The following is a 21,922-nucleotide window of genomic DNA, read 5'->3' as shown; positions in this document are numbered from 1 at the left end:
TGTCATGGTACAAGGAACAATCACATATTGTAGAAATGAAGAGTTTAAGCTATTTTCATAAATATGGAATATGCACTAAAATAAATGTTGTTAAAATTCTGTCAATTATATTATAATACAAGGTAAGCGGATACATTTTTTAATCAACGTTGAGTTCCTCGCTCATACGACTATTAAGAAACCCGTTATCCTCGTATAAGAAAGGAAGATAGCTGTGTACGCTTCAAATACAATTTATATCGTAGGGGATGCGAAAGCGCCTCAAAATAATCCCATTACTGAAAAGTTTAAAAGCTATTTCGTAGCATTTATACTTGTTAAGGATACAGGGGAAATTGTAGATGCAGACTGCTCAGCGACAATTGCATTAACATCTCAATTTGTTAAATATTTATTTCTACATAAAAATATAAATGACCCGGCGTTAGTAATGGAAGTAAAGAACCGATATTTCGGTTCTTCTCAAAAAGCGTTACTTGTAGCGCTAAAAGATGCACAGAAAAAATATAATCAGATTGCTGCTTTGTCTACTCAATCATAGACAAAATCCAGCCGTAAGAATCATTCTTATGGCTGGATTTTTTTATTTCACATTATCGTCCTACATCAAAAGTGAACGAAAACAAAGTAGAGAGATAGAAGAGTAAATGCCCAATAGGTTTACCTAATAATCCGTGGCTATAAATCTCCGGTGGATTAAAATTTCACTTCATTGGAGAATGAAAGGATGAACAAAATGAAAATTACAGATGTAAAAGTAAATCGTAGACGTGTAAAACTGCATACACCGTTTAAAACCGCGCTTCGTACTGTAACAGAAATTGAAAGTATAGATGTTTATATTCATACAGACGAAGGAGTAATTGGTAAGGGGGCTGCAGCCGCAACGCCAGTTATTACGGGGGATTTCACCAGCGGAATGGAAGAAGCGATTTTAGGACCGATGCGTTCATGTTTAATTGGTCAAAATATCATTCAGTTTCAGCAGTTACTACAGGGTATTCAAATGAGTTGTATTGGAAATTCAAGTGCGAAAGCAGCGGTAGATATCGCTTTATATGATGTAAATTGCAAATATCAAAATGTGCCGTTATATGCCTTGTTAGGCGGGAAGAAAGAAATTCATACCGATATTACAGTGAGTGTGGATGAGCCTGTATTAATGGCAAAAGAAGCGAAGAAACATGTAGAAAAAGGATTTCAAACATTAAAGATTAAAGTGGGTAAAGAGGCGCATTTAGATTTGGAACGTATTGAGGCAATTCGAAATGTGGTACCAAGAAATACGACATTACGTTTAGATGCGAATCAAGGTTGGAGCCCAAAAGAAGCGATCTCTATCATTCAAGAGATGGAAAATCGTAATTTAAATATAGAATTTATTGAACAACCAGTACACGCGAAAGATTGGGATGGGTTAAAGTACGTCAAAGATCGTGTGCAAACGCCAATTATGGCCGATGAAAGTATATTTTCAGCAAGTGATGCATTAAAGCTCGTTCAAGGAAGATACGCAGACTTAATTAATATTAAATTAATGAAATGTGGTGGCATACGTGAAGCATGGCGTATTGCAGATATCGCAGAAACGGCTGGTGTGAAGTGTATGGTGGGAAGCATGATGGAATCTTCACTTTCCGTTAGCGCTGTTGCACATTTAGCGGCAGCACATCCTAATATACATTATTTTGATCTTGATGCACCGCTTTGGTTAATGGAAGAGCCAGAAGGAATGACTTATTCTGGATCAAAGGTAAACCTTCAATCGACAGTGAATAGTAAGTCTTAGGAAAAGAGACTAGTAAATTATTTTTTTAAGGGGGATATATATGAAAAAAGTAGGAACTGCATTTTTAACAACTTTATTTATATTTTCATCGTTTACATCGGCAAATGCTGAAGAAAAGAAGGATAATAAAGCATTTATAGATGTATCTGCTGCAACGTTATGGACAGCACCTGATTCATTAAGGTCAATCGATACACCGAGTGCAACAAATCCAGTGGATCTATGGAAATGGACGAAATCAATGACACTTGACGAGAAACTATGGTTAACAAATGCAAATAAATTAGAAACACAAGCGTTACTCGGTCAAGAAGTAACCGTTATTGATAAGAAAGGCGAGTGGGTGAAGGTATTAGTGCATGGACAGCCAACACCACGAAATGAAGAAGGTTATCCGGGCTGGATGCCTGAAAAGCAATTAACATATAATCAAGAATTTGCAGATAAAACAAATGAACCTTTTGTCTTAATAACAAAGCCAACTGCGATTTTATATATAAATCCTTCTGAAAAACATAAATCACTTGAAGTCAGTTATAATACAAGACTGCCGCTATTAAGTGAAGACACAATTTCATACCGTGTATTGTTGCCAAATGGTCAGAAAGCATGGCTACAAAAAAATGATGGAACAGTTTACCGTTCTCAAACTGATATTCCAAAACCGACAGCTGATGATTTAATTAACACAGGGAAAATGTTTTTAGGTTTACCGTATATATGGGCTGGTACAAGTGGTTTTGGATTTGATTGCTCTGGCTTCACGCATACGATCTATAAATCGCACGGCATTACAATTCCGCGAGATTCTGGACCGCAATCAAGAGCAGGAGTTGCAGTTGATAAAGAAAATCTACAAAAGGGAGATTTAATTTTCTTTGCACATGATAAAGGGAAAGGTAGTGTCCATCACGTCGCAATGTATATTGGTGATGGCAATATGATTCACTCACCAAGAGCTGAAAGATCGGTAGAGATTATACCGCTAAATACACCAGGATATATAGAAGAATACGCTGGTGCTCGTCGTTACTTACCTTAAAAATAGAGGGGGTTTTTAAATGAAAAAAGTTGTTCGTTACTCATTAGTTAGTACTCTATTAGTTTCTTCATTTTTAGTTGGCTGCGCAAAAGAAAAAACTGCAACAAAGCCGAAAGATGAGAAGAAAGTATTACAGTTACTAGAAACGGGTGAAATTCCGTCGTTAAATTCAGGGAAAGTAACAGATGCAGTCTCGTTTAACGTTTTGAATAACGTAATGGAAGGACTATTTCGTCTATCGAAAAATGATGAAGAAATTGAAGCCGGCGCACAAAAATATGAAGTGAGTAAAGATGGAAAGACATATACATTCCAATTGCGTGATGCGAAATGGTCTAACGGAGATCCAGTAACCGCCCATGATTACGTATACGCTTGGAAGCAATTGATTAATCCAGATACAGCTTCTCAATATGCATACATTGCGTACGATGTAAAAAATGCTGAGAAGATAAATAAAAAACAACTAGGTCTAGATGAATTAGGAGTAAAAGCGAAGGATGATAAAACATTCGTCGTAGAGCTAGAACATCCTGTACCGTATTTTACGAAATTATTAATTTTACCATCCTTCTATCCAATTAACGAAAAATATGCGAAAGAGCAAGGTGATAAATATGGATTAGAAGCAAATAAAGCGGTATATAATGGACCGTTTACATTATCAGAGTGGAAGCATGAAGCTAGCTTTACAATGAAGAAAAACGATAAGTATTGGGATAAAAAAGAAGTGAAGTTAGATGAAGTAAACTATCAAATTGTAAAAGAAATTTCAACTGCGGTAAATTTATATGAAACAGATAAAGTTGATAGAGCTGTTATTTCTACAGAATTCGTAGATAAATATAAAAATAATAAAGAGCTAAAACAATATACAGATCCAGTTATGTACTTCTTCCGATTTAATGAAAATGTACCGATTCTTAAAAATAAAAATGCACGTCTTGCGCTAAGTACAGTTTTTGATAAGAAGGGACTCGCAGATTCATTTTTAAATGATGGATCGGTTGCAGCGAACTATTACGTACCAAAAGGATTTTTAAAGGGCCCAGATAAGAAAGATTTTAGAAGTACGTCTGGTGAGTTTAATAAGACAAATGTAAAACAGGCGAAGGAATATTGGGAGAAAGCAAAACAAGAGACAGGTACAAATGAAGTGACTTTAGAATTATTAAATTATGACTTAGAAAACTTTAAAAAAGTTGGAGAGTACATTAAAGAGCAGCTTGAGAAAAACTTACCAGGATTAAAAGTGAATGTGAAATTACAGCCGCATACGCAAAAATTAGCACTTGAGAAGAAGAAAGAATATGAAATGTCGTTATCACGCTGGTTACCAGATTATCCAGATCCAATGACTTACTTAGAAGTATTCCTTTCTGGAAGCAGTGTTAATAATACAGAATATGCAAATCCAGAATATGATGCATTAATTAAGAAGATTAAAACAGAATTAGGTAATGATGAAAAGGCTCGCTGGAAAGCAATGCAAGATGCTGAAAAAATGCTACTTGATGATGCAGTAATTGCACCGGTATTCCAGCGTGGATTATCTTACTTACAAAAACCATATGTGAAAGATTTATATGTACATCAATTTGGTCCAGCTACAAGTTTAAAATGGGCAGATTTACAAAAATAAAAGAATGGGGAAACAGACTTCACGTATGTGATAGTCTGTTTTTTCTTATTTAAAGTTAGAAAAATAGTTCATGGTATAATTTATTAGTCTGTAAACAGTATTTGGAGGGAAAATGATGTCTATGTTTGAAGAAGAGAAAGTAATTTATACAAAAAGATTATTTATGAGGAAACCAATTGTAGAAGATATTGATCAGTTTTATAACATATTAAAAAAAGATACTGTTGGCAAATGGCTGGCTAAATCAAGAGGAATGTCGAAGGAAGAAACAAATGATTATATTGGGCAACTTATCTTACATTGGGAACAGTATGACTTCGGGGTATGGTTGTTATTTAATAGTGAAACAGGAAAGCTTTTAGGACATTGTGGTTTAAGAAAGGTAGATGAAACAGGTGAAATAGAAATTATGTATCTTCTTGACCCAGAACATTGGAGGAATGGGTATGCATTAGAAGCAGCAGAGGCTTCCATTAAATATGCAATAGAGACTTTGAATGTAACAAGAATAATTGCTAGAGTTAAAGTAGCAAATGAGAGCTCGAAAAAACTTTTACGAAAGCTCGGGTTTATATATACTCATGAAGTTGATCATAGCGGGCGCTTATTATCATATTTTGAACTCCATACATCATCCAAAGAATTCTAGACATTTCATATATTTTTTCATTGTTAAAAAATAAAATTATTACTAAAATTCCAGTGTGAAATTTATGTAGAATCTTGTATAATTAACATGTTTCTATGGAAACATTTTCTTGCGCTATTTATATAGGGCTTAATAGAACAAGGAAGGAAATACATACATGTATATAATAGATAAATAGAATGGAACATGTATAGAGGCAAAGGAGAGAAAAGATGACGTGTCAAAAACAAGGGTTACAATTTAATAACGATAGAAAGAGGGACAGAAGATGAAAATGAAGCATGCTTTTGGTCCTATAATTTTAGCGTGTGTGCTTTTTTTCATTATCATTCTAATCCCATCGAAAAGTTTAGTATCGCTTATTAGTGATAAGAAGGTAGAAGATGCGGCAACTTCTTTACAAAAAGAGAAATTACAAAGTGTTTTCTTACAGCAAAAAATGTTAGAGAATTCACAGTATTTACCGATGTACGGTTCATCAGAATTTTTACGAATGGATGCATATCATCCGTCTAATTATTTCAAAGTAAATCCAGCTGGTTTTACACCGTTTTTAATTGGAACTGGCGGTACACAAAGCTTAGCTCATATTTTAAATATGACATCTACTATGGATGAATTAGAAGGTAAAAAAGTAGTCTTTGTTCTTTCACCACAATGGTTTACAAAGACTGGTGTCTCACAAGGGGATTTCACTAATAATTTCTCCAAACAACAAGCATATCATTTTATTTTTAATGATGAGATAAATCCAGAAATGAAGAAGCAAATCGCGAAACGGCTATTAGATTATAAAGTTGTTCAAGAAGATGATATATTAAAAAATTCATTAGAAGGTATTGTATATAATGATACAAAACATAACATAAAAGCAGGTTTAGCTAAACCACTTGCTTATATGCATCGAAATATTTTAGATCATAGAGATTTATTTAACTCTTTATTTAAAATCGAACCGATGAAAGAGAAAACAAATATCGGACTTCGTTCAATTTCTTGGGAAGATGCACGTAAACACGCGGAACAAGAAGGGAAAGCTGAGTCTACTACAAATACATTCGGAATTGAAAATCCGTATTATCATAAGAATAATCTGAAGAAAAAACTAAAAGGTTTAAAAAACTTTAGAGCAAATGAAACATATGATGAATCACCAGAATATGATGATTTACAAATTATTTTAGATTTATTTAAAGAGAAAAATGTCAAACCACTCTTTATTTCTGTACCTGTAAATGGGCCTTGGTATGATTATACTGGATTCCCGAAAGAACGCCGTGAAGTGTATTATAAAAAAGTTCGAGAACAGGTTGAGAAAGCAGGATATCCAGTAGTTGATTTCTCTGGTCATGAATATGATAAGTATTTCTTAAAAGATACGATTCATTTGGGCTGGAAAGGTTGGATTTATTTTGATGAAGCAGTGCATAAATTTAATTCTGAGAAATAAAGTATAGAAATCGGAATGGCTATGAGCCGTTCCGATTTTTTTAGTATAGAGGATTTTGGTGAGGACAATTTGGGAATGCATGTATATCTTGAATCTGTCTATAATCATAATGTTTCATTGCGAACTGGGATTGATAAAGGTATTCATACACATATAATTGACCATCATGAGCTGAACATAATACACCAGAAGTTCCTTGCCCATTTATGAAGGAAATACCGATAGGGCGTCTGATTAAGTATGGTATTTTTTGCTGCCAATGCATAGGGGAATCACTCCTTTTTGAGATAATATACGAAAGAAATGATCAAACGGTTGCTTATCCATGTAAATGTAGATGGAAAGGTGTTATATAATTCTTGAAGATTAATTCATATATAAATAAAAAACCGCTATAACTCCGAATGAATTTATAGCGGTTTTTGTTATATACTTAAGCAAGATTTTTACGCTTTTTTGTCCATTTTTTTATAACGAAGTATAAAAGTATAAGTACGACGCCACCAATTGCGAATGATTTCACATAAGGACTAGCAATATCGTTAATATTTTCCCAATTTTCACCTAGTTTTTCACCTAAATAAATGAAAATAATAGACCAAGGGATAATCGCAAGTGCTGTTAATGTAGTGAAACGTAGTAAAGGCATTTTTGTAATACCAGCAGGAATTGAAATCGCATGACGCACTACTGGAATGAAGCGTGCTGTAAAAATGACGCCAGTTCCGTAACGATTAAACCAATCTTCTGCAGCATCTATTTGTTTTTTATGTATGAAAATATATTTTCCATAACGTTCTAATATAGGGCGTCCGCCGTATCGTCCAAGCCAATAAATAAAGATTTGGGCAATAACACCGCCAATTGTACCGAATACAACTGCGCCTACAAATGAGATACTTCCATTGAATACTAAGTATCCTGCATAAGCAAGGACAATTTCACTTGGGATAATCTCAATCATAAGTCCAAGCATAATGCCCCAATAACCTAATCCTTCAAAAAACGTTAATACTGAATGAATAAAACTACTTAACATTGTTGCACCTTCTAGTTTATGAATTTTTGAGTATAAGAACCTTTTATTTAATTACGTAAAAGGTTCACTATATGTAGATTATACCTTATTTACATAGGGGATTGCTATTTCAATTCTTTTATGTCTCTCATAAGTATTATAGTAAAGGATATAAGCCGCGTTTTTATGAAGGGTTAATGAAAAGATTATTAAAAATTTCTCATATATCAATGATAATAGACTGAAAATTAAGTATAATGGTATAGGTCTTTCATTTACAAAAATAGGAGGAGAACGTATGTATATTACAGATCCGATTTATGGACCAATCTCTATTCGTGATAGAGATATCCTTCGATTGATAGATACAAAAGCATTTCAAAGGTTGACGCATATTAAACAACAAGGACATACTTATTTTTTACATGAGAACGCAATACATACAAGAGAAGAACATTCGATAGGTGTATATGTGCTAGTAAATAAAGTGATAGAACATCTTACTGAGATTGGTGACATACATTTATCGAAATATGAACGAAAGCTAGTATCTACTGTAGCCCTTCTACACGATGTTGGACATGGGCCATATTCACATTGTTTTCAGCAAATATCGGGTGAAGATCATGGTGAGTGGACGGTACGAATCATTCAAGAGGACGAAGAAATACGTACGATTTTAAATCAAACACCTAGATTATTAGATGATGTAACGAAAGCTTTAACAGAAGATGGAGTTTTTCCAATTATAGATGAGCTCTTATTTAATTCATTAGGAATGGATCAATTAGATTTTTGGAATAGAGATATATATTACTCATCGCTTGAATTAGAAGGTTTACAGATAGAAGAATTGATTGCTAACATGCGTTTAATTGACGGTAAACTTGTTATTGAAGAATCGGGAATCCCCTTCATTGAACAATTAATGAAAATGAAAGAAGGGCTTTACAATAATGGATTTGGCCACCCGTTTGTGATAGGAAAAGACATATTGCTGCAAACAATTTTTAAAATGATAGAGGAGAAAAATCTTTCGTTCTATACTCCTGAACTTCAAAACTTCTTTCATAAAGGAGAGAAGTTAGAAGTAGAGGACTTTCTTCCGTTACAAGATGAAATCATTTTAAATGAAATAAAGTACTTTGCAAAATCAAAGGACGTACAATTAGCGACGTTAATTCAGCTTTATTTTTCAGAAGCCAAAAGTTTATCTTTTGAAAAAGGACTAGAGGGTGATTTTAAAAAGGAAAATAGCACTTTAGCAGTAATAACTGAGAAAAAGGCGTACAGTTCATATGTAGGTGGTATTTACGTCTATAGTCAGGGGCAGTTAGAGGATATTATAGAAAAATCCCCTTTTATTCAACAGATAGTGAGATTACCTAAAAAAGAATATGCATATTCTTTTTAAATTGGTTTGAAAACATAAAATAGATGGGGTGGAAATGTGAACTGGAAAGAACGTCTTCTAGAATTGGATGATTTACAAATTATATTAGAATGGTATAACGACGAAGAATTACATAACATAGCAGATGTGAAACCATTTAAGCGATATACAATAGAAGAACTTCGGGAGTATTGGACTAAAAAATTAGCGCGGTCTTATGCAAGTTATCATGTAATAATAGTGAGAGATGAAGTAATAGGAAGAGTCGGATTAAAAAAGACGAAATATGATGATACCTATGTGATGGAATACTCTATTCTTATTGGCGTTTCGAATTTATATTCAAAAGGACTTGGAACAGAAATTACAAAGTATTTCATAAGTAAATCGTTTTTAGATTCCGATATACAAGCAGTTGTATTACAGGTAAGGGAAGACAACAAAAGGGCAATTCGTTGTTATGAGAAAGCTGAATTTAAAAAAGTAAAATCATATATAGAGAATGAAGTGAAAGTGTATGATATGCATAGAATTAAGAATGAGAAAATAGTACGTTAAAAAAACAGTTAATTCTGAATGTAATGAGGGTTAGAGGGATATATGGAACCTTAAATGAGACTACTTGTAGATATGCGTAATACTACGGCTTTATATGAAATGAAACTTAAATTTAAATAAATCAAGCAAGCATTTGTTGTATATTTGGAACAGATGGTTGCTTGTTTCCGTTATAAAAAAATAGAAGCATTTCTGCTCCTATTTTTTAAGGCTTCACATCTAAGTTCTGTAAAAATAAAGTTGCTGTTACGTAACGCTTTGCTAACATTTGTACATAAGCGGTATGTACAGAAAGGGTCGCAATAATAATAGCGTTACGAATTGCTTCGCGTTGTTCGTTATTAATTTGATCGAACTTACTTGCGATTTTATCAGCTTTTTCTTTTACGATGTTTTCAATTGTATGAACTGTATCTGTTGCATTTAGTTGTAAGCAATTCCCTTGATTGAGTTCTTCAAATAGAGAAGAGTATGCTACATATAAATGAACAGGATTGATTAAATCATCACTTCGATCGGCTGGGTCATTAACGATAAGGCGTAATAGCTTACGAATTGATTCAAAATCAAGTGCTGTTTTTAAATCTTCGACAATGAACAGTAAGGCTGCTTGTTCAATCGAATATTTTTTCCCTTTTTGAGGAGAGCCAATCATTTCTTTTATATCTCGTTTCACCCAGTTTTGCATAGCAGTTACAGAGAAACTTGTGTTTTCAATCTGATTGCCAAGCGCAACTATTTCATTTAAAGAAAAACCGACATCAGTATCGTCAATTTTAATCAGTTTTTCAAAAATAGGTGAAAGTGCGGTAGTAATAAAAGCTGTAACGCTTTGTCCGCTTTCAATATCTTTTTTATGTGACTTTGCCCAAGCTTCTTGTAAAATACCGAGAGGCTTTTTCGTATTCCATCCTCTTAGTGATAGAAGAAGGGTAGCCATTTCGTTTCGTGTGAGATGAAATGTTTCCATCTTTTCACCTCCAAAATAATAAAAAGTTCTTATGAACTTATAATATGTTTTGTTTCATTTAAAGTCAATTCTGTTTTGCTTAATTTTTCCTTTGTCACCAAACTGTTGAAAGTAAATAATACTTGCATATTTCGACAAAAGTTCATATAATAAGTTCATAAGAACCTTTAAAATGTTCTTAAAAACAAATCTATCATTCTGAATTTACTAGAAAGATAGATTTCACATATATCTATATAAAAGGAGAATGGATATAATATGTTGAAAAAACTTGTAGCAGTAATGACAGCATTCATGGTTATCTTTGGGGCTAGCAGCTTTATGTTCGTAGATCATGCAGCAGCGAAAAGTTACAAATCTGGTAAAAAATCATTTACACCAAGTTCAGGTCAAAAGTCAAAAGTTGATTTAAACAAAAAAGACTCAAATGTAAATTCTCAAAAAACGACTCCAGATTCAAAAACGAAAGCAACAAACACAGCACCAAAAAGTAATAAAGGAAGCTTTATGAAAGGTTTATTACTAGGTGGTCTTGGTGGTTTACTAATGGGTAGCTTATTTGCAAATATGGGAGCTCTTGGTTCTGTATTAGCATTTATGGTAAATATGTTAGTAATGGCTGGTATCGTAATGTTAGCAGTTCGTGCATTTAAATACTTCAAAGACCAACGTAAAAAGAAGGCAGATGAAGTAGCATGGAAACAATAAAAATTTCTGAACAAGAATTAATAAATGCGCTTTGCGTATATATAGCTGAAAAAAGACAAGTGGGTCCAGAAGAAGTGTTAGTTGAACTCATGTATGACGATAACTACGGTTTCTCTGCGGAAGTAGAGGTAAATGGTCGCCAGCAAATTTTAATTCAAGCAAACTTAATCGAAGCATTACGCTTATTGCTTGACAGAGAATATAATGTCAATTCATTCGCAGCGAGATTACAACTTGAATTAGATGATGAAGAAGGTATTTACGCATTAGCGAAATTTAATAGTGATGAACAATAAGACTGTTAGGGCTTTATGCTCTAGCAGTTTTTTATTTTAATTTCTATTTTTAGTATGTTTCCTATTTTAGGATAAAATTCAATTTTTAATAAACTGATGAATTGGTAAAAATATGTTATTCTTATTAAGAATGTTTTATGTTAATAGGAGGATATTATGAAAAAGAAATTATTAGCAACAATTGCTGCGGTATGTTTATCTTTAACTGCTTGTAATTCAACGGAGCAAACAAAAGATGTACAAGCGAATGAAAAAAAAGATAAGAATACTGAACAGCAAACAGCAACAACTAGCCCGAAAGCTAAAGAGATAAAAGAAAAAAGTGCAGTGGAGAGATTATCACAAGATCATAGTGTTTCGTTAGAAGGTGATGGTGCGAATTCTTCTGATTTTTTTGAGTTAAAATCCGGATTTGTTATTGCGGAAGTAGAACATACAGGAGAAAGTAATGCAATTCTAGAGTTAAAAGATGAACAAGGTAATGACTCTGGTTCACTTTCGAATTTTATTGGTAATGGAAAAGAAAAACGTGTAGTTTTATTAAACAAGAGTGGAAAATATTTTATTAATCCAATGGCAGATGGTCACTGGAAAGTGAATATGTCTCAGTCTATTCCAATAGATAAAGTAGTAACAGCTCCAGGAACAATTAGTGGTCACGGATCTGATGTTGTTTTTGTGAAACTTGAAAAAGGTTTGAAAGAATTGCATGGTGTACATAAGAATGGTGAAAGTAATTTTGTAGTGGATTTAAACGATAGCATGATATTTAATGAAATTGGTGCTGCCGATACTACGAAAAAAGTACCTGTAAAAGAAAATGGTATACATATATTCACTATTCAAGCTGATGGTGATTGGACAATCGAAGTGAAATAATTTGAAAAGCTCTCCTTATGTTTTTGATAAGGGGAGCTTTTTGACAAATAAGTCTTATTAAATAATTTCTTGTTGTTTATAGAAATCTTTATCATTTGTTTGGAATTTATGCCATAAATCATTCATCTTTCGTCTACCGATATCTACCATCGGATTAAACTGAATTGCAGCTTTCTGACGAACAGAGTGAACGTTTTGAATGGCGTGATATAATTGTTGGTCGACTATATCATGTTGTTCACCTGCATATTTAGCAATAGATAGACCTGCAACAGTTCCTTGCGCCATCGCAATTTTTCCGCTTTCAATGCCTGTAATATTGCCAGCTACAAATAAACCAGGAAGAGGGGTTTCCATTGTTTCGGAATGGAGAGGAACGTGTCCACCTAATTCTGAAATGTAATGGAAGGGACAACCAGCTACAGCTGCAAGTTCGGCAAGTGGGTATAATCCCCCAGCAATACAAACAAAATCTGCTTCATATATTTTCTCTGATCCATTAATAACATTTCCTTTAGAGTCAATATTAGCAATGCGTACACCTTCAACTTGATCTGTTCCGATAATTTCAAGAGCTGCTTTCCGAAGGTGAAGTGGCGTTCCGTTTATTTTCATTCCGCTGTTTGGATAGAATGTTAATCCAGCTTTTCGAATCCAATCATATTTCATAAAGTGGCTACCTATTCGTAAAATAGCAGAAGGAGCGAGATGTGCTGCATTTAAAAGAGAGTTTAAAACTTCTTCAGGTTCACCAGCTTTTTGACTTAACTCGCTTTTTTCAGGGAGTACAATATGATCTACTGTAATTCCCGCTAATTGCAATTCACTTAAAATGGCGAAAGACAAAATGTTAGCACCAATAATAATTCCTTTTTTTCCAACTTGCACGCGATGAACATTTGTCATAACTTGAGCTGCTCCAATTGACATCACTCCTGGAAGTGTCCAGCCAGGAAGGGGAATAGAATATTCCGCAGCTCCAGTAGCAAGTAGTACGAAAGGTGCTTCTAACGTACCGATATTAGTATGTACAAACCAATTGTTTTCATCTCTATCTAAATTATAGACCGAAACACCGCACCTGATATGTACTGAAAGTGATTCTGCTTCTTCATGAAGTCGCTTCGATTCTTTTATTCCGTTCCACCATTCTCCAGTAGGCTCTTGATGCAACTGTCCTAACAATCTCCCGCCCGGCTTCATAAATTCATCAATAACGAGCACTTTTAGTCCGAAACGAGCACAAGAAATAGAAGCAGATAATCCCGCTGGCCCTGCACCAATAATAATTACATCACTCATCGTTTTTTCACCATCTCTCTCACGATATTCGGATGCTGTTTCCCGCTTTCAACAACCATGTTTTCTTCTACAACAGTTAAGCATGCGCGTACATTTGTTTGATTATTTACTGTCATGCGGCATTCGGAACAGTGCCCGATATTACAATAAATACCTCGCGGTGTTCCGCTATCTTCATGAACTCTTAATGTCCTAATTCCATTTGCTAACAGGGCAGCAGCTATCGTTTCATGTTCATATGCTTCGTATTGATGACCGTTAAATTGAAAGTTAATACGCTTACTACTTTGTAAAGTACCTAAAATAGGGTGATGTGTAATTCTACTCATTTACTTTCACCTACTGATCCAAAAGTAATTGCACGTATTGGTGGTTGATATTTTAACGGTAGTTCATTAAGAGTTACGTCAGGCTTCGCATTTTCAATCATTCGATCTATCATTATTCTGCATGTGCGACCACCGCAAAATCCCATGCCAGCACGTGTTCTTAGTTTTAATTCTCTTGCCGAGCAGTTATATTCAGCAATTGTCGATTGAAGTTGCCCATATGTAACCTCTTCACAACGACAAACGATTAAGTTGTTTTTATTTGTCATGTGTATTCCTCCTCTAGTTCGGTTTTCACAAATTATATATGCAAAAATCATGCCAATATAGAGGAGGAGAGGGCTATCTGTAAATGCCTGATCGGTGCATACTGCTTCTTTATTGAAGTCCAAGTTTCTTTAAACGGTTATATAAAGTAGCCCTTGTTACGCCAAGTTGTTTTGCGCATTCTAATTTATTCCCATTTAAAATTCGTAAAGCCCTTTCAATAACTTTTTTTTCATGCTCATCCATCTCTTCTTGTAAAGAAAGGATTGTATTATTGTTGCTGAGTAATAGGGAATGGGCTGTATGGTTGTCTAAAGTTTCAGTCGTATGAAATGGTAAATATTCTTGTTTTATAATTCCGTCTGTTGCGAATACCACAAGCCGTTCAACAACGTTTCGAAGTTCGCGAATATTACCTGGCCAATTGTAATGAAGCAGTTCATGCATAATGCTTGAAGGTAAGTCACGAATTGGTCTGTTATAGTTGATTGAAAAATCGTTTAAGAAAGAATAGGTTAATTCAATAATATCCTCGCGTCTTTCGCGCAGCGGTGGAATCTGCAAGCTAACTACATTTAAGCGGTAATATAAATCTTCTCGGAAAGTTCCTTTTCTCATTTCTTCTTGTAAATCACGATTTGTAGCAGCGATAATACGGAAATCAATATTAATTTCTTTTTCACCACCAACTCGGTAATACTTTCGCTCTTGCAGTACACGTAACAGTTTTACTTGCATATCAAGTGGCATTTCACCTATTTCATCAAGAAATAAAGTACCGCCTTGCGCGAGTTCAATTTTACCTTTTTTTCCTTTACTATTTGCTCCAGAAAACGCCCCACGCTCGTAACCGAATAATTCACTTTCAAATAATGCTTCTGGAATTGCCCCGCAGTTAATCGAAATGAAAGGCGCCTTCGCTGCTTCACTTGCTTCATGAATTGCTTTCGCAAATACTTCTTTTCCAACTCCGCTTTCCCCAAGTATTAAAACAGTTGATTTCACCGAACAAACTTTTCTAGCTAATTGTATCGTTCTTTGTATAACAGGACTTTTTCCATTCATCGCAAGGAATGGATCGGATTCATCTTTATACTTTGCCACTTCTTGTTCTAAACGGTGCATTTCATGTGACATATTAAATAGTTTTTCATTTAAAGCGACTTGATTTGTAACATCTGTTTCTGAAACGACTGCTCCTATAATTTCATCATTACAATAAACTGGATTTGAATTAATTAATACGAATAAATCGGGGCGAGGCTGATGGAACTGAGCGACTATGCTTTTTCCATCATGTAAAGATTGTAAAATTTCCAAGTCTTTATAATCAAAAAAACGAGTAATCGGTTGCCCAATAATCTCATTATGGTTGACTGAAAATATTTTTTCAGCACCATCTGTCCAAGTTCGAACGCATTCTTTACTATCAATTACTGTAACAGAAGAGTCAGTTGTTTGTATTACAGTGTCATAAAATGACTGTAGTTCATTGTAGGACTTATAAAGAAATGGAATCATTTGCTGAGAAGTTATACAGCATATCGGCTCATCGTTTTCGTTAAGGATGATAACAGCTAATTCATAAGAAAAAGCGTCAATTAATGCAGTGAATGAGTCATCTACATAAATAATTGCGCAATTATATTCTTCTGTAGTAGAAGGGAGGTAATAAAACCTTTCGTTTATTTTCTTAATGCGATCAAGGCTACATGTATGATTGATTAAAACGCTTTCCAAAAATTCTTGTATAGTCGGAAATGAGAATTCCATAATGTCCTCCTGTTATGTATAAAAATTTTGACAGTGATAAAAAAATAATACACCTATTTACTATGAATTTAAAATATTTTTACAAATAAAAATATTATTTATAAAAATTGTATATGTACGGAATTGGCACGTCAATTGCATAAAAAGAAAGTGAGAGGGCTAGGAAAGGAGGAGTATATTGTGAGGCACTGCGACGTTTTAATTATAGGTGGTGGAATAATAGGGTGTTCTATCGCTTATTACACTTCAAAATACGGAAGAGACGTAACAATCATTGAAAAAGGGGAATTTGTCAGCGGGACGTCTTCACGGTGTGATGGGAATATTTTGGCCATTGATAAAGACCCGGGATTTGATAGTCAAATGTCTTTAGTAAGTCAAAAATTAGTAACTGATTTAAGTGAAGAATTAGAGCATTCATTTGAATATAGGGCACCAGGAAGTATTCTCGTATGTGAGTCAGACGAAGAGATGGAAGCTGCGCAGCAATGGGTAAATCGGCAAAAAGAAGCTGGATTACCGTTTCGAATGCTTGATAGGCAAGATATAAGGGAAGAGTCGCCTTTTTTTGCTGATGATTTATTAGGCGGTTTAGAATGTGCGACGGATTCAACTGTGAATCCATATCTCCTTGCTTTCTCGCTTCTGTCAGAGGCACAAAAGTTTGGCGCAAAAGCTTTTAAGCAGACGGAAGTAAAGAGTATGGAAATAGAGACGGATGGTTCATTTGTTGTAGAAACTACGAATGGAACTTTTACAGCACAACAAGTTGTAAATGCAGCGGGTGTGTGGGCTCCTAAGATTGGTCAGATGTTAAATGTAAATATACCAATTGAACCGAGAAAAGGGCATATTATTGTAGCATCAAGACAACAACACGTAGGGTGCCGTAAAGTAATGGAATTCGGTTATTTAATTTCTAAATTTGGCGGAAAACGAAAAGTAGATGCTTTAACTGAAAAATACGGGGTTGCGCTCGTATTTGAGCCTACTGAAAGTCAAAATTTCTTAATTGGAAGTAGCCGTGAATTTGTAGGGTTTCATACGAGAATAAACAATGAAGTCATTAAATGTATTGCAAATAGAGCGATTCGCTTTTATCCGAAAATGGCAGATATGATGGTAATTCGTTCTTACGCTGGTTTACGTCCGTGGACAGAAGATCATTTACCGATTATTTCACGAGTGGAACATATTCCAAATTATTTCATTGCCGCTGGGCATGAAGGGGATGGGATTAGTCTTGCAGCAGTTACTGGGAAAGTAATTGAAGAGTTATTAAATGAAAAAGAGACAATTATTCCTATTGAACCACTTCGTTTGAGTCGTTTTACAGAAAGGGTGTTAAACGGATGAGGTCACAAAGAGTCTTTACGACGATTGATACACACACAGGTGGGAATCCAACGAGGACATTAATTAGTGGACTTCCAAAGTTGATTGGAGAGACGATGGCAGAGAAGATGTTACATATGAAAAAGGAGTATGATTCGATTCGAAAATTGTTAATGAATGAACCGCGTGGTCATGATGTAATGTCAGGAGCATTATTAACAGACCCGTGTCATCCTGAGGCTGATATAGGTGTTATATACATAGAGACAGGTGGATATTTACCGATGTGTGGTCACGATACAATCGGTGTATGTACAGCGTTAGTTGAATCAGGTTTAATTCCGGTAGTTGAACCGATTACTTCTTTAAAACTAGATACACCGGCTGGCTTAGTTGAAGTAGATATTGCTGTTCAAGATGGAAAAGCAAAAGAAGTATCTTTCTGTAACATACCAGCTTTTTTATTGAAAAATATTACTGTACAAGTGAAAGACATTGGAACTATAGAGGCTGATATTGCGTATGGAGGGAATTTTTATGCCATTATTGATGCGAAATCAGTAGGTCTAGAATTAGTACCAGAAAATGCATCTACAATCATCGATAAGGCGATTCATATAAGGAACACAATTAATGAGAAGTTTGAAATCACTCATCCAGAGTATTCGTTTATAAGAGGATTAACACATGTTGAATTTTATACAGATCCTACTCATGAATGTGCGCATGTGAAAAATACAGTTGTTGTACCACCAGGCGGAATAGATCGATCTCCATGCGGTACAGGAACATCTGCGAAGCTAGCTGTATTATACGCTCAGAAAGAAATCGAGATTGCTGAAGAGTTCATTCATGAGAGTATCGTTGGTTCTTTATTTAAAGGATATGTCATGAATACGACACATGTTGAAAATATTGAAGCTGTCATAACGAAAATTACGGGATCAGCTTGGCTTATGGGTATGCATAGATTTTTTTACAATGAAATGGATCCACTTAAAGAAGGATTTTTGCTAATTCCGCCGATGGAACATGAAACGGAGGATATAAAATGAACATTCAAAAAATGTATACAGCAGTAGACGTACATGTAAATGGCGAGGCATTTCGTGTAATGAAAGATGTACCATGCAAATACTACTACAGTTTGGAGCAATTAAATGAACAATTTTCAGGTGAATTAGCAGAAGAGATGAAGCTTTTATTAAATGAACCACGTGGTTTTATCGGTTTGAATGGGTGTATTGTCGTTTCATCTATCTATAATGAAGTGGATGCAGCTGTATTATTTTTTAATCATGAAGGTTCGGTTCCGCTTCATTATGGAGGCATTGTTGCAGTAATAACGATGTTACTCGAAAGTGGGTATTTAAAAAAGAGAGAGTCCAATCAATACAAAATTGAAACGTTATGTGGAATATTTTTAGTTCATGCGTATGTAGAGAATGATGAAGTTATATCGGTTTCGTTTGAAAGCAAACTATGCTATATGATTGAGAAAAATTTACAGGTTGGTAATGTAAGTTATTCTCTTATACAAGCAGATAAAGTATATGCAGTTGTAGAAAAAGGTGCGTATTCGCCAGAAATTCGCATGGAAAACATTTCTGAATTGAAAAGATGGGGAGAAGCTACACTGCAGGCTATACAAAAACAGTCGCTAATAAAAAGGCTTATTTTAGTAGATCCTTCGCAAAAAGAAAAGAACCATATAAAATCGATTACATTTCATGAAGATAACTTTATCGTACGTTCGCCAGGTTTTGTTTCTACTATTGTTTCCTATGTTCATGCGTTATTTAAAAATGATTATATGGCGGATAAACCTTTTAAAAATGAAAGTATATTTAATAGTTTTATAACTGTGGAGAAAGTGAAGAAGGAGGAACTAGGATACATTTTCCGTTTTGAAAGTAGAGGGTTTATTACAGGGATGCAGACGTTTCTATTAGACCCTACGGATCTGTTTCCGGCAGGTTTCTTATTAAAATAAAATGTGATAGGGAGAGATAAATATGCAAAAAATTAAAGGGGCATTTCCAGTATTAATAACACCGATGGATGAATTTCAGGAAATTAATTGGGATGGGGTAAAGCAAAATGTAAATTACTTTATCGAACAAAACGTTGCAGGTATCATCATTAATGGAAGTACAGGAGAATTTGTAAGTTTATCAAAAGAAGAACGATTTAAAATGGTAGCAACTGTGTTGAAAGAAATTGATGGCCGTATTCCAGTTATTGTTGGAACTGCAGCAGAGACGACGAAGGAAACAATTGAATATACGAAACATGCAGAAGCGCACGGAGCAGATTGTGCATTAATTATAAACTCTTACTATTGTAAACCGAAGGAAGAGGAGATTTATTTTCATTTTAAAGAAATCTCAAACTCTGTAAATATACCAATTATGTTATACAATAATCCATTTACTTCTGGTGTTGATATGAGTACAGAGCTAATGCTCCGTATTGGAAAAGAGTGTGGAAATGTTACACATATTAAAGAATCTAGCGGAGATATTCGAAAAGCGAGAGATTTAGTAAGACAAAGTGAAGGGGCTTTCCAAGTCTTCTGTGGTTCTGAAGATTTAGTTATGGAATCATATTTAGTTGGTGCCTCGGGATGGGTTTCAGTAGCAGGAAATATTGTTCCCGGTCTCGTTACAAAAATGTATGAGCATTTTCAAAATGGTGAATTAGAAAAGGCGTGGGAAATAAACGATGCTATTTTACCACTTTGCGAGTTTCTTGAAGGGTCAGGGAAATATGTTCAAATCGTTAAACGTTCTATGGAATTACATGGGCAAGCGGGAGGACCTTCTCGCTATCCAAGACTAGGGTTAACTGTAGAAGAAGATCAAAAGCTTCAAACGATTTTATCAAATATTGCAGCTCATGCAGCTGTTTAAATAAGGAGGAGAACATAATGTTAAAGACAAATATTGAGCTGAAACCAAAAGTGGAAGCGTTTTTAAATGAAGAAATTAAAATGTTTATTAATGGCGAGTTTGTTTCTGCTATTGGCGGAAAGACGTTTGAAACGTACAATCCAGCAACAGAAGAGGTTCTAGCAGTCGTATGTGAAGCGCAAGAAGAGGATATTGATGCTGCAGTAAAAGCGGCAAGATCTGCATTTGAATCTGGCCCGTGGGCAGAAATGACTACTGCTGAAAGAGCGCATCTTATTTATAAATTAGCAGATTTAATTGAAGAACATAGAGAAGAATTAGCGCAACTAGAAGCTTTAGATAATGGAAAGCCATATCAAGTAGCACTTGATGATGATATTTCAGCGACTGTAGAAAATTATCGTTATTACGCAGGATGGGCTACAAAAATTATTGGGCAAACAATCCCGATTTCAAAAGATTACTTGAATTATACGAGACATGAACCTGTTGGTGTTGTAGGACAAATTATTCCGTGGAATTTTCCGCTTGTTATGTCTTCTTGGAAAATGGGAGCTGCACTGGCGACAGGTTGTACGATTGTATTAAAGCCAGCAGAGCAAACGCCTTTATCTTTACTATATACAGCGAAACTCTTTAAAGAGGCTGGATTTCCAAACGGCGTTGTAAACTTTGTACCAGGCTTTGGTCCTGAAGCAGGGGCTGCAATTGTAAATCATCATGACATTGATAAAGTTGCTTTTACAGGATCTACTGTTACAGGAAAGTATATTATGCGTCAATCTGCAGAAATGATTAAGCATGTAACGTTAGAGCTTGGCGGAAAATCACCAAATATCATTTTAGAAGATGCGGACTTGGAAGAAGCGATTAATGGTGCATTCCAAGGTATTATGTATAATCACGGTCAAAATTGTAGCGCAGGATCACGTGTATTTGTTCATCGTAAACATTATGAAACTGTAGTAGATGCACTTGTGAAAATGGCGAACAACGTAAAACTTGGAGCAGGTATGGAGAAAGAAACGGAAATGGGTCCACTCGTATCTAAGAAACAACAAGAGCGTGTGTTAAATTACATTGAGCAAGGGAAGAAAGAAGGCGCTACAGTTGCGGCTGGTGGTGAACGTGCACTTGAAAAGGGTTATTTCGTTAAGCCAACTGTATTCACAGACGTTACAGACGATATGACAATCGTTAAGGAAGAAATATTTGGACCAGTTGTTGTTGTTCTGCCATTTGATTCGACAGAAGAAGTAATTGAACGAGCGAACAACTCATCCTATGGCCTTGCTGCGGGTGTATGGACGCAAAATATCAAAACGGGTCATCAAGTGGCAAATAAATTAAAAGCAGGAACAGTATGGATTAATGATTATAACTTAGAAAATGCAGCTGCACCATTTGGTGGATACAAACAATCTGGTATTGGCCGCGAATTAGGTTCATATGCGCTTGATAATTATACAGAAGTGAAAAGTGTTTGGGTGAATATAAAGTAATAGGGCGTTTTACTGATAAAAATTGAGGGATGAAATATTGAAAGATGCGGACAACTAGAAAGTTTGATAATAGTTGTCCGTTTTTTTTTATACAAAATTGCTTTTCCA

23 protein-coding genes are annotated in these 21,922 nt (G+C 34.8%); 16 read left to right on the top strand and 7 right to left on the bottom strand.

Features of this window, described 5'->3' with window-relative positions; all coding sequences use genetic code 11:
- Positions 1-214: 214 nt before the first annotated feature.
- The 6 genes from NST27_RS13720 (at position 215) to dltD (ending at position 6,572) form a co-directional block, all read left to right on the top strand.
- Entirely contained in the window at positions 215-541 is a 327-nt protein-coding gene (locus NST27_RS13720; RefSeq protein ID WP_000271312.1) for a DUF3870 domain-containing protein, read from the top strand.
- A 186-nt stretch (positions 542-727) separates the two neighbouring features.
- Positions 728-1,789 carry a dipeptide epimerase gene (locus NST27_RS13715; protein ID WP_001038456.1) on the top strand — a complete coding sequence of 354 codons (1,062 nt, stop codon included), beginning with the start codon at positions 728-730 and terminating at the stop codon, positions 1,787-1,789.
- A gap of 40 nt (positions 1,790-1,829) precedes the next feature.
- Complete coding sequence (locus tag NST27_RS13710; protein ID WP_061661796.1) at positions 1,830-2,831, top strand: C40 family peptidase; 1,002 nt, start codon at positions 1,830-1,832, stop codon at positions 2,829-2,831.
- A gap of 19 nt (positions 2,832-2,850) precedes the next feature.
- Entirely contained in the window at positions 2,851-4,473 is a 1,623-nt protein-coding gene (locus tag NST27_RS13705; protein ID WP_000758254.1) for a peptide ABC transporter substrate-binding protein, read from the top strand.
- 115 nt (positions 4,474-4,588) lie between these two features.
- Positions 4,589-5,122 (top strand): GNAT family N-acetyltransferase, encoded by a 534-nt coding sequence (locus NST27_RS13700; protein WP_000061613.1) that lies wholly within the window; start codon positions 4,589-4,591, stop codon positions 5,120-5,122.
- A gap of 268 nt (positions 5,123-5,390) precedes the next feature.
- Complete coding sequence (gene dltD, locus NST27_RS13695; protein ID WP_000782299.1) at positions 5,391-6,572, top strand: D-alanyl-lipoteichoic acid biosynthesis protein DltD; 1,182 nt, start codon at positions 5,391-5,393, stop codon at positions 6,570-6,572.
- A gap of 40 nt (positions 6,573-6,612) precedes the next feature.
- Here dltD and NST27_RS13690 read toward each other — a convergent pair whose 3' ends face one another.
- Positions 6,613-6,837 carry a hypothetical protein gene (locus tag NST27_RS13690; RefSeq protein ID WP_000558699.1) on the bottom strand — a complete coding sequence of 75 codons (225 nt, stop codon included), beginning with the start codon at positions 6,835-6,837 and terminating at the stop codon, positions 6,613-6,615.
- Between the two features lie 168 nt (positions 6,838-7,005).
- On the bottom strand, positions 7,006-7,611 hold the full coding sequence (locus NST27_RS13685; RefSeq protein WP_000952916.1) for a DedA family protein: 606 nt from the start codon (positions 7,609-7,611) through the stop codon (positions 7,006-7,008).
- Between the two features lie 277 nt (positions 7,612-7,888).
- Here NST27_RS13685 and NST27_RS13680 point away from each other — a divergent pair, with 277 nt between their 5' ends.
- Entirely contained in the window at positions 7,889-9,004 is a 1,116-nt protein-coding gene (locus tag NST27_RS13680; protein ID WP_000275998.1) for an HD domain-containing protein, read from the top strand.
- Positions 9,005-9,040: 36 nt separating this feature from the next.
- Complete coding sequence (locus tag NST27_RS13675) at positions 9,041-9,541, top strand: GNAT family N-acetyltransferase (RefSeq protein WP_001104066.1); 501 nt, start codon at positions 9,041-9,043, stop codon at positions 9,539-9,541.
- A gap of 205 nt (positions 9,542-9,746) precedes the next feature.
- Here NST27_RS13675 and NST27_RS13670 read toward each other — a convergent pair whose 3' ends face one another.
- Entirely contained in the window at positions 9,747-10,511 is a 765-nt protein-coding gene (locus tag NST27_RS13670) for a DUF1836 domain-containing protein (RefSeq protein WP_000447231.1), read from the bottom strand.
- Between the two features lie 258 nt (positions 10,512-10,769).
- On the opposite strand from NST27_RS13670, the gene NST27_RS13665 reads away from it, so the two are divergent.
- From NST27_RS13665 to NST27_RS13655, 3 genes are all read left to right on the top strand, one after another.
- Positions 10,770-11,219 carry a hypothetical protein gene (locus tag NST27_RS13665; RefSeq protein ID WP_000914478.1) on the top strand — a complete coding sequence of 150 codons (450 nt, stop codon included), beginning with the start codon at positions 10,770-10,772 and terminating at the stop codon, positions 11,217-11,219.
- Positions 11,207-11,515 (top strand): YxcD family protein, encoded by a 309-nt coding sequence (locus tag NST27_RS13660; protein ID WP_000447766.1) that lies wholly within the window; start codon positions 11,207-11,209, stop codon positions 11,513-11,515. Before NST27_RS13665 ends, NST27_RS13660 begins: the two co-directional genes overlap by 13 nt.
- A gap of 156 nt (positions 11,516-11,671) precedes the next feature.
- Positions 11,672-12,394: a hypothetical protein gene (locus NST27_RS13655; protein ID WP_000727976.1), complete on the top strand. Its 723-nt coding sequence runs from the start codon at positions 11,672-11,674 to the stop codon at positions 12,392-12,394.
- A gap of 57 nt (positions 12,395-12,451) precedes the next feature.
- On the opposite strand, the gene NST27_RS13650 is transcribed toward NST27_RS13655, so the two are convergent.
- The 4 genes from NST27_RS13650 to NST27_RS13635 form a co-directional block, all read right to left on the bottom strand.
- Positions 12,452-13,696, bottom strand: a complete 1,245-nt coding sequence (locus NST27_RS13650) for an NAD(P)/FAD-dependent oxidoreductase (RefSeq protein WP_001286103.1) — start codon at positions 13,694-13,696, stop codon at positions 12,452-12,454.
- Positions 13,693-14,025 carry a (2Fe-2S)-binding protein gene (locus tag NST27_RS13645; RefSeq protein ID WP_000087072.1) on the bottom strand — a complete coding sequence of 111 codons (333 nt, stop codon included), beginning with the start codon at positions 14,023-14,025 and terminating at the stop codon, positions 13,693-13,695. The genes NST27_RS13650 and NST27_RS13645 overlap by 4 nt, the downstream gene beginning before the upstream one ends.
- The gene (locus NST27_RS13640; RefSeq protein WP_000182616.1) at positions 14,022-14,294 is read right to left on the bottom strand and encodes a (2Fe-2S)-binding protein; all 273 of its coding nucleotides are present in this window, start codon (positions 14,292-14,294) and stop codon (positions 14,022-14,024) included. Before NST27_RS13640 ends, NST27_RS13645 begins: the two co-directional genes overlap by 4 nt.
- A 109-nt stretch (positions 14,295-14,403) precedes the next feature.
- Complete coding sequence (locus tag NST27_RS13635) at positions 14,404-16,065, bottom strand: sigma-54 interaction domain-containing protein (RefSeq protein WP_000395824.1); 1,662 nt, start codon at positions 16,063-16,065, stop codon at positions 14,404-14,406.
- A 180-nt stretch (positions 16,066-16,245) separates the two neighbouring features.
- Between NST27_RS13635 and NST27_RS13630 the strand changes: the two genes are divergently transcribed.
- Genes NST27_RS13630 through NST27_RS13610 form a run of 5 tightly spaced genes read left to right on the top strand, consistent with a single transcriptional unit; the run spans position 16,246 to position 21,814 of the window.
- Complete coding sequence (locus NST27_RS13630) at positions 16,246-17,421, top strand: NAD(P)/FAD-dependent oxidoreductase (RefSeq protein WP_001215260.1); 1,176 nt, start codon at positions 16,246-16,248, stop codon at positions 17,419-17,421.
- Positions 17,418-18,455 (top strand): proline racemase family protein, encoded by a 1,038-nt coding sequence (locus tag NST27_RS13625; protein ID WP_047386338.1) that lies wholly within the window; start codon positions 17,418-17,420, stop codon positions 18,453-18,455. Before NST27_RS13630 ends, NST27_RS13625 begins: the two co-directional genes overlap by 4 nt.
- Positions 18,452-19,393 carry a proline racemase family protein gene (locus tag NST27_RS13620; protein WP_001025574.1) on the top strand — a complete coding sequence of 314 codons (942 nt, stop codon included), beginning with the start codon at positions 18,452-18,454 and terminating at the stop codon, positions 19,391-19,393. Before NST27_RS13625 ends, NST27_RS13620 begins: the two co-directional genes overlap by 4 nt.
- Positions 19,394-19,415: 22 nt before the next feature.
- Entirely contained in the window at positions 19,416-20,312 is an 897-nt protein-coding gene (dapA, locus tag NST27_RS13615) for a 4-hydroxy-tetrahydrodipicolinate synthase (RefSeq protein WP_001169460.1), read from the top strand.
- Positions 20,313-20,329: 17 nt separating this feature from the next.
- On the top strand, positions 20,330-21,814 hold the full coding sequence (locus tag NST27_RS13610) for an aldehyde dehydrogenase family protein (protein WP_000920985.1): 1,485 nt from the start codon (positions 20,330-20,332) through the stop codon (positions 21,812-21,814).
- The last annotated feature ends 108 nt before the right edge of the window (positions 21,815-21,922 follow it).

The sequence above is a fragment of the Bacillus sp. FSL W8-0770 genome, assembly GCF_038008705.1.
In the GTDB taxonomy this organism is placed as follows: Bacteria; Bacillota; Bacilli; order Bacillales; family Bacillaceae_G; genus Bacillus_A; species Bacillus_A cereus.
Note: the sequence above shows the minus strand (reverse complement) of the source record. Positions and strands in the feature narration are given on the sequence as shown.

Excerpts from the sequence above, each read along its gene's own strand:
- NST27_RS13700 (WP_000061613.1), top strand. The coding sequence starts at position 4,589 with ATGTCTATGTTTGAAGAAGAGAAAGTAATTTATACAAAAAGATTATTT.
- NST27_RS13620 (WP_001025574.1), top strand. The coding sequence starts at position 18,452 with ATGAACATTCAAAAAATGTATACAGCAGTAGACGTACATGTAAATGGC.
- NST27_RS13680 (WP_000275998.1), top strand. The coding sequence starts at position 7,889 with ATGTATATTACAGATCCGATTTATGGACCAATCTCTATTCGTGATAGA.
- NST27_RS13640 (WP_000182616.1), bottom strand. The coding sequence starts at position 14,294 with ATGACAAATAAAAACAACTTAATCGTTTGTCGTTGTGAAGAGGTTACA.
- NST27_RS13715 (WP_001038456.1), top strand. The coding sequence starts at position 728 with ATGAACAAAATGAAAATTACAGATGTAAAAGTAAATCGTAGACGTGTA.
- NST27_RS13665 (WP_000914478.1), top strand. The coding sequence starts at position 10,770 with ATGTTGAAAAAACTTGTAGCAGTAATGACAGCATTCATGGTTATCTTT.
- NST27_RS13610 (WP_000920985.1), top strand. The coding sequence starts at position 20,330 with ATGTTAAAGACAAATATTGAGCTGAAACCAAAAGTGGAAGCGTTTTTA.
- NST27_RS13670 (WP_000447231.1), bottom strand. The coding sequence starts at position 10,511 with ATGGAAACATTTCATCTCACACGAAACGAAATGGCTACCCTTCTTCTA.
- dltD (WP_000782299.1), top strand. The coding sequence starts at position 5,391 with ATGAAAATGAAGCATGCTTTTGGTCCTATAATTTTAGCGTGTGTGCTT.
- NST27_RS13650 (WP_001286103.1), bottom strand. The coding sequence starts at position 13,696 with ATGAGTGATGTAATTATTATTGGTGCAGGGCCAGCGGGATTATCTGCT.
- NST27_RS13690 (WP_000558699.1), bottom strand. The coding sequence starts at position 6,837 with ATGCATTGGCAGCAAAAAATACCATACTTAATCAGACGCCCTATCGGT.
- NST27_RS13710 (WP_061661796.1), top strand. The coding sequence starts at position 1,830 with ATGAAAAAAGTAGGAACTGCATTTTTAACAACTTTATTTATATTTTCA.
- NST27_RS13655 (WP_000727976.1), top strand. The coding sequence starts at position 11,672 with ATGAAAAAGAAATTATTAGCAACAATTGCTGCGGTATGTTTATCTTTA.
- NST27_RS13705 (WP_000758254.1), top strand. The coding sequence starts at position 2,851 with ATGAAAAAAGTTGTTCGTTACTCATTAGTTAGTACTCTATTAGTTTCT.
- NST27_RS13635 (WP_000395824.1), bottom strand. The coding sequence starts at position 16,065 with ATGGAATTCTCATTTCCGACTATACAAGAATTTTTGGAAAGCGTTTTA.
- NST27_RS13685 (WP_000952916.1), bottom strand. The coding sequence starts at position 7,611 with ATGTTAAGTAGTTTTATTCATTCAGTATTAACGTTTTTTGAAGGATTA.
- NST27_RS13660 (WP_000447766.1), top strand. The coding sequence starts at position 11,207 with ATGGAAACAATAAAAATTTCTGAACAAGAATTAATAAATGCGCTTTGC.
- dapA (WP_001169460.1), top strand. The coding sequence starts at position 19,416 with ATGCAAAAAATTAAAGGGGCATTTCCAGTATTAATAACACCGATGGAT.
- NST27_RS13625 (WP_047386338.1), top strand. The coding sequence starts at position 17,418 with ATGAGGTCACAAAGAGTCTTTACGACGATTGATACACACACAGGTGGG.
- NST27_RS13645 (WP_000087072.1), bottom strand. The coding sequence starts at position 14,025 with ATGAGTAGAATTACACATCACCCTATTTTAGGTACTTTACAAAGTAGT.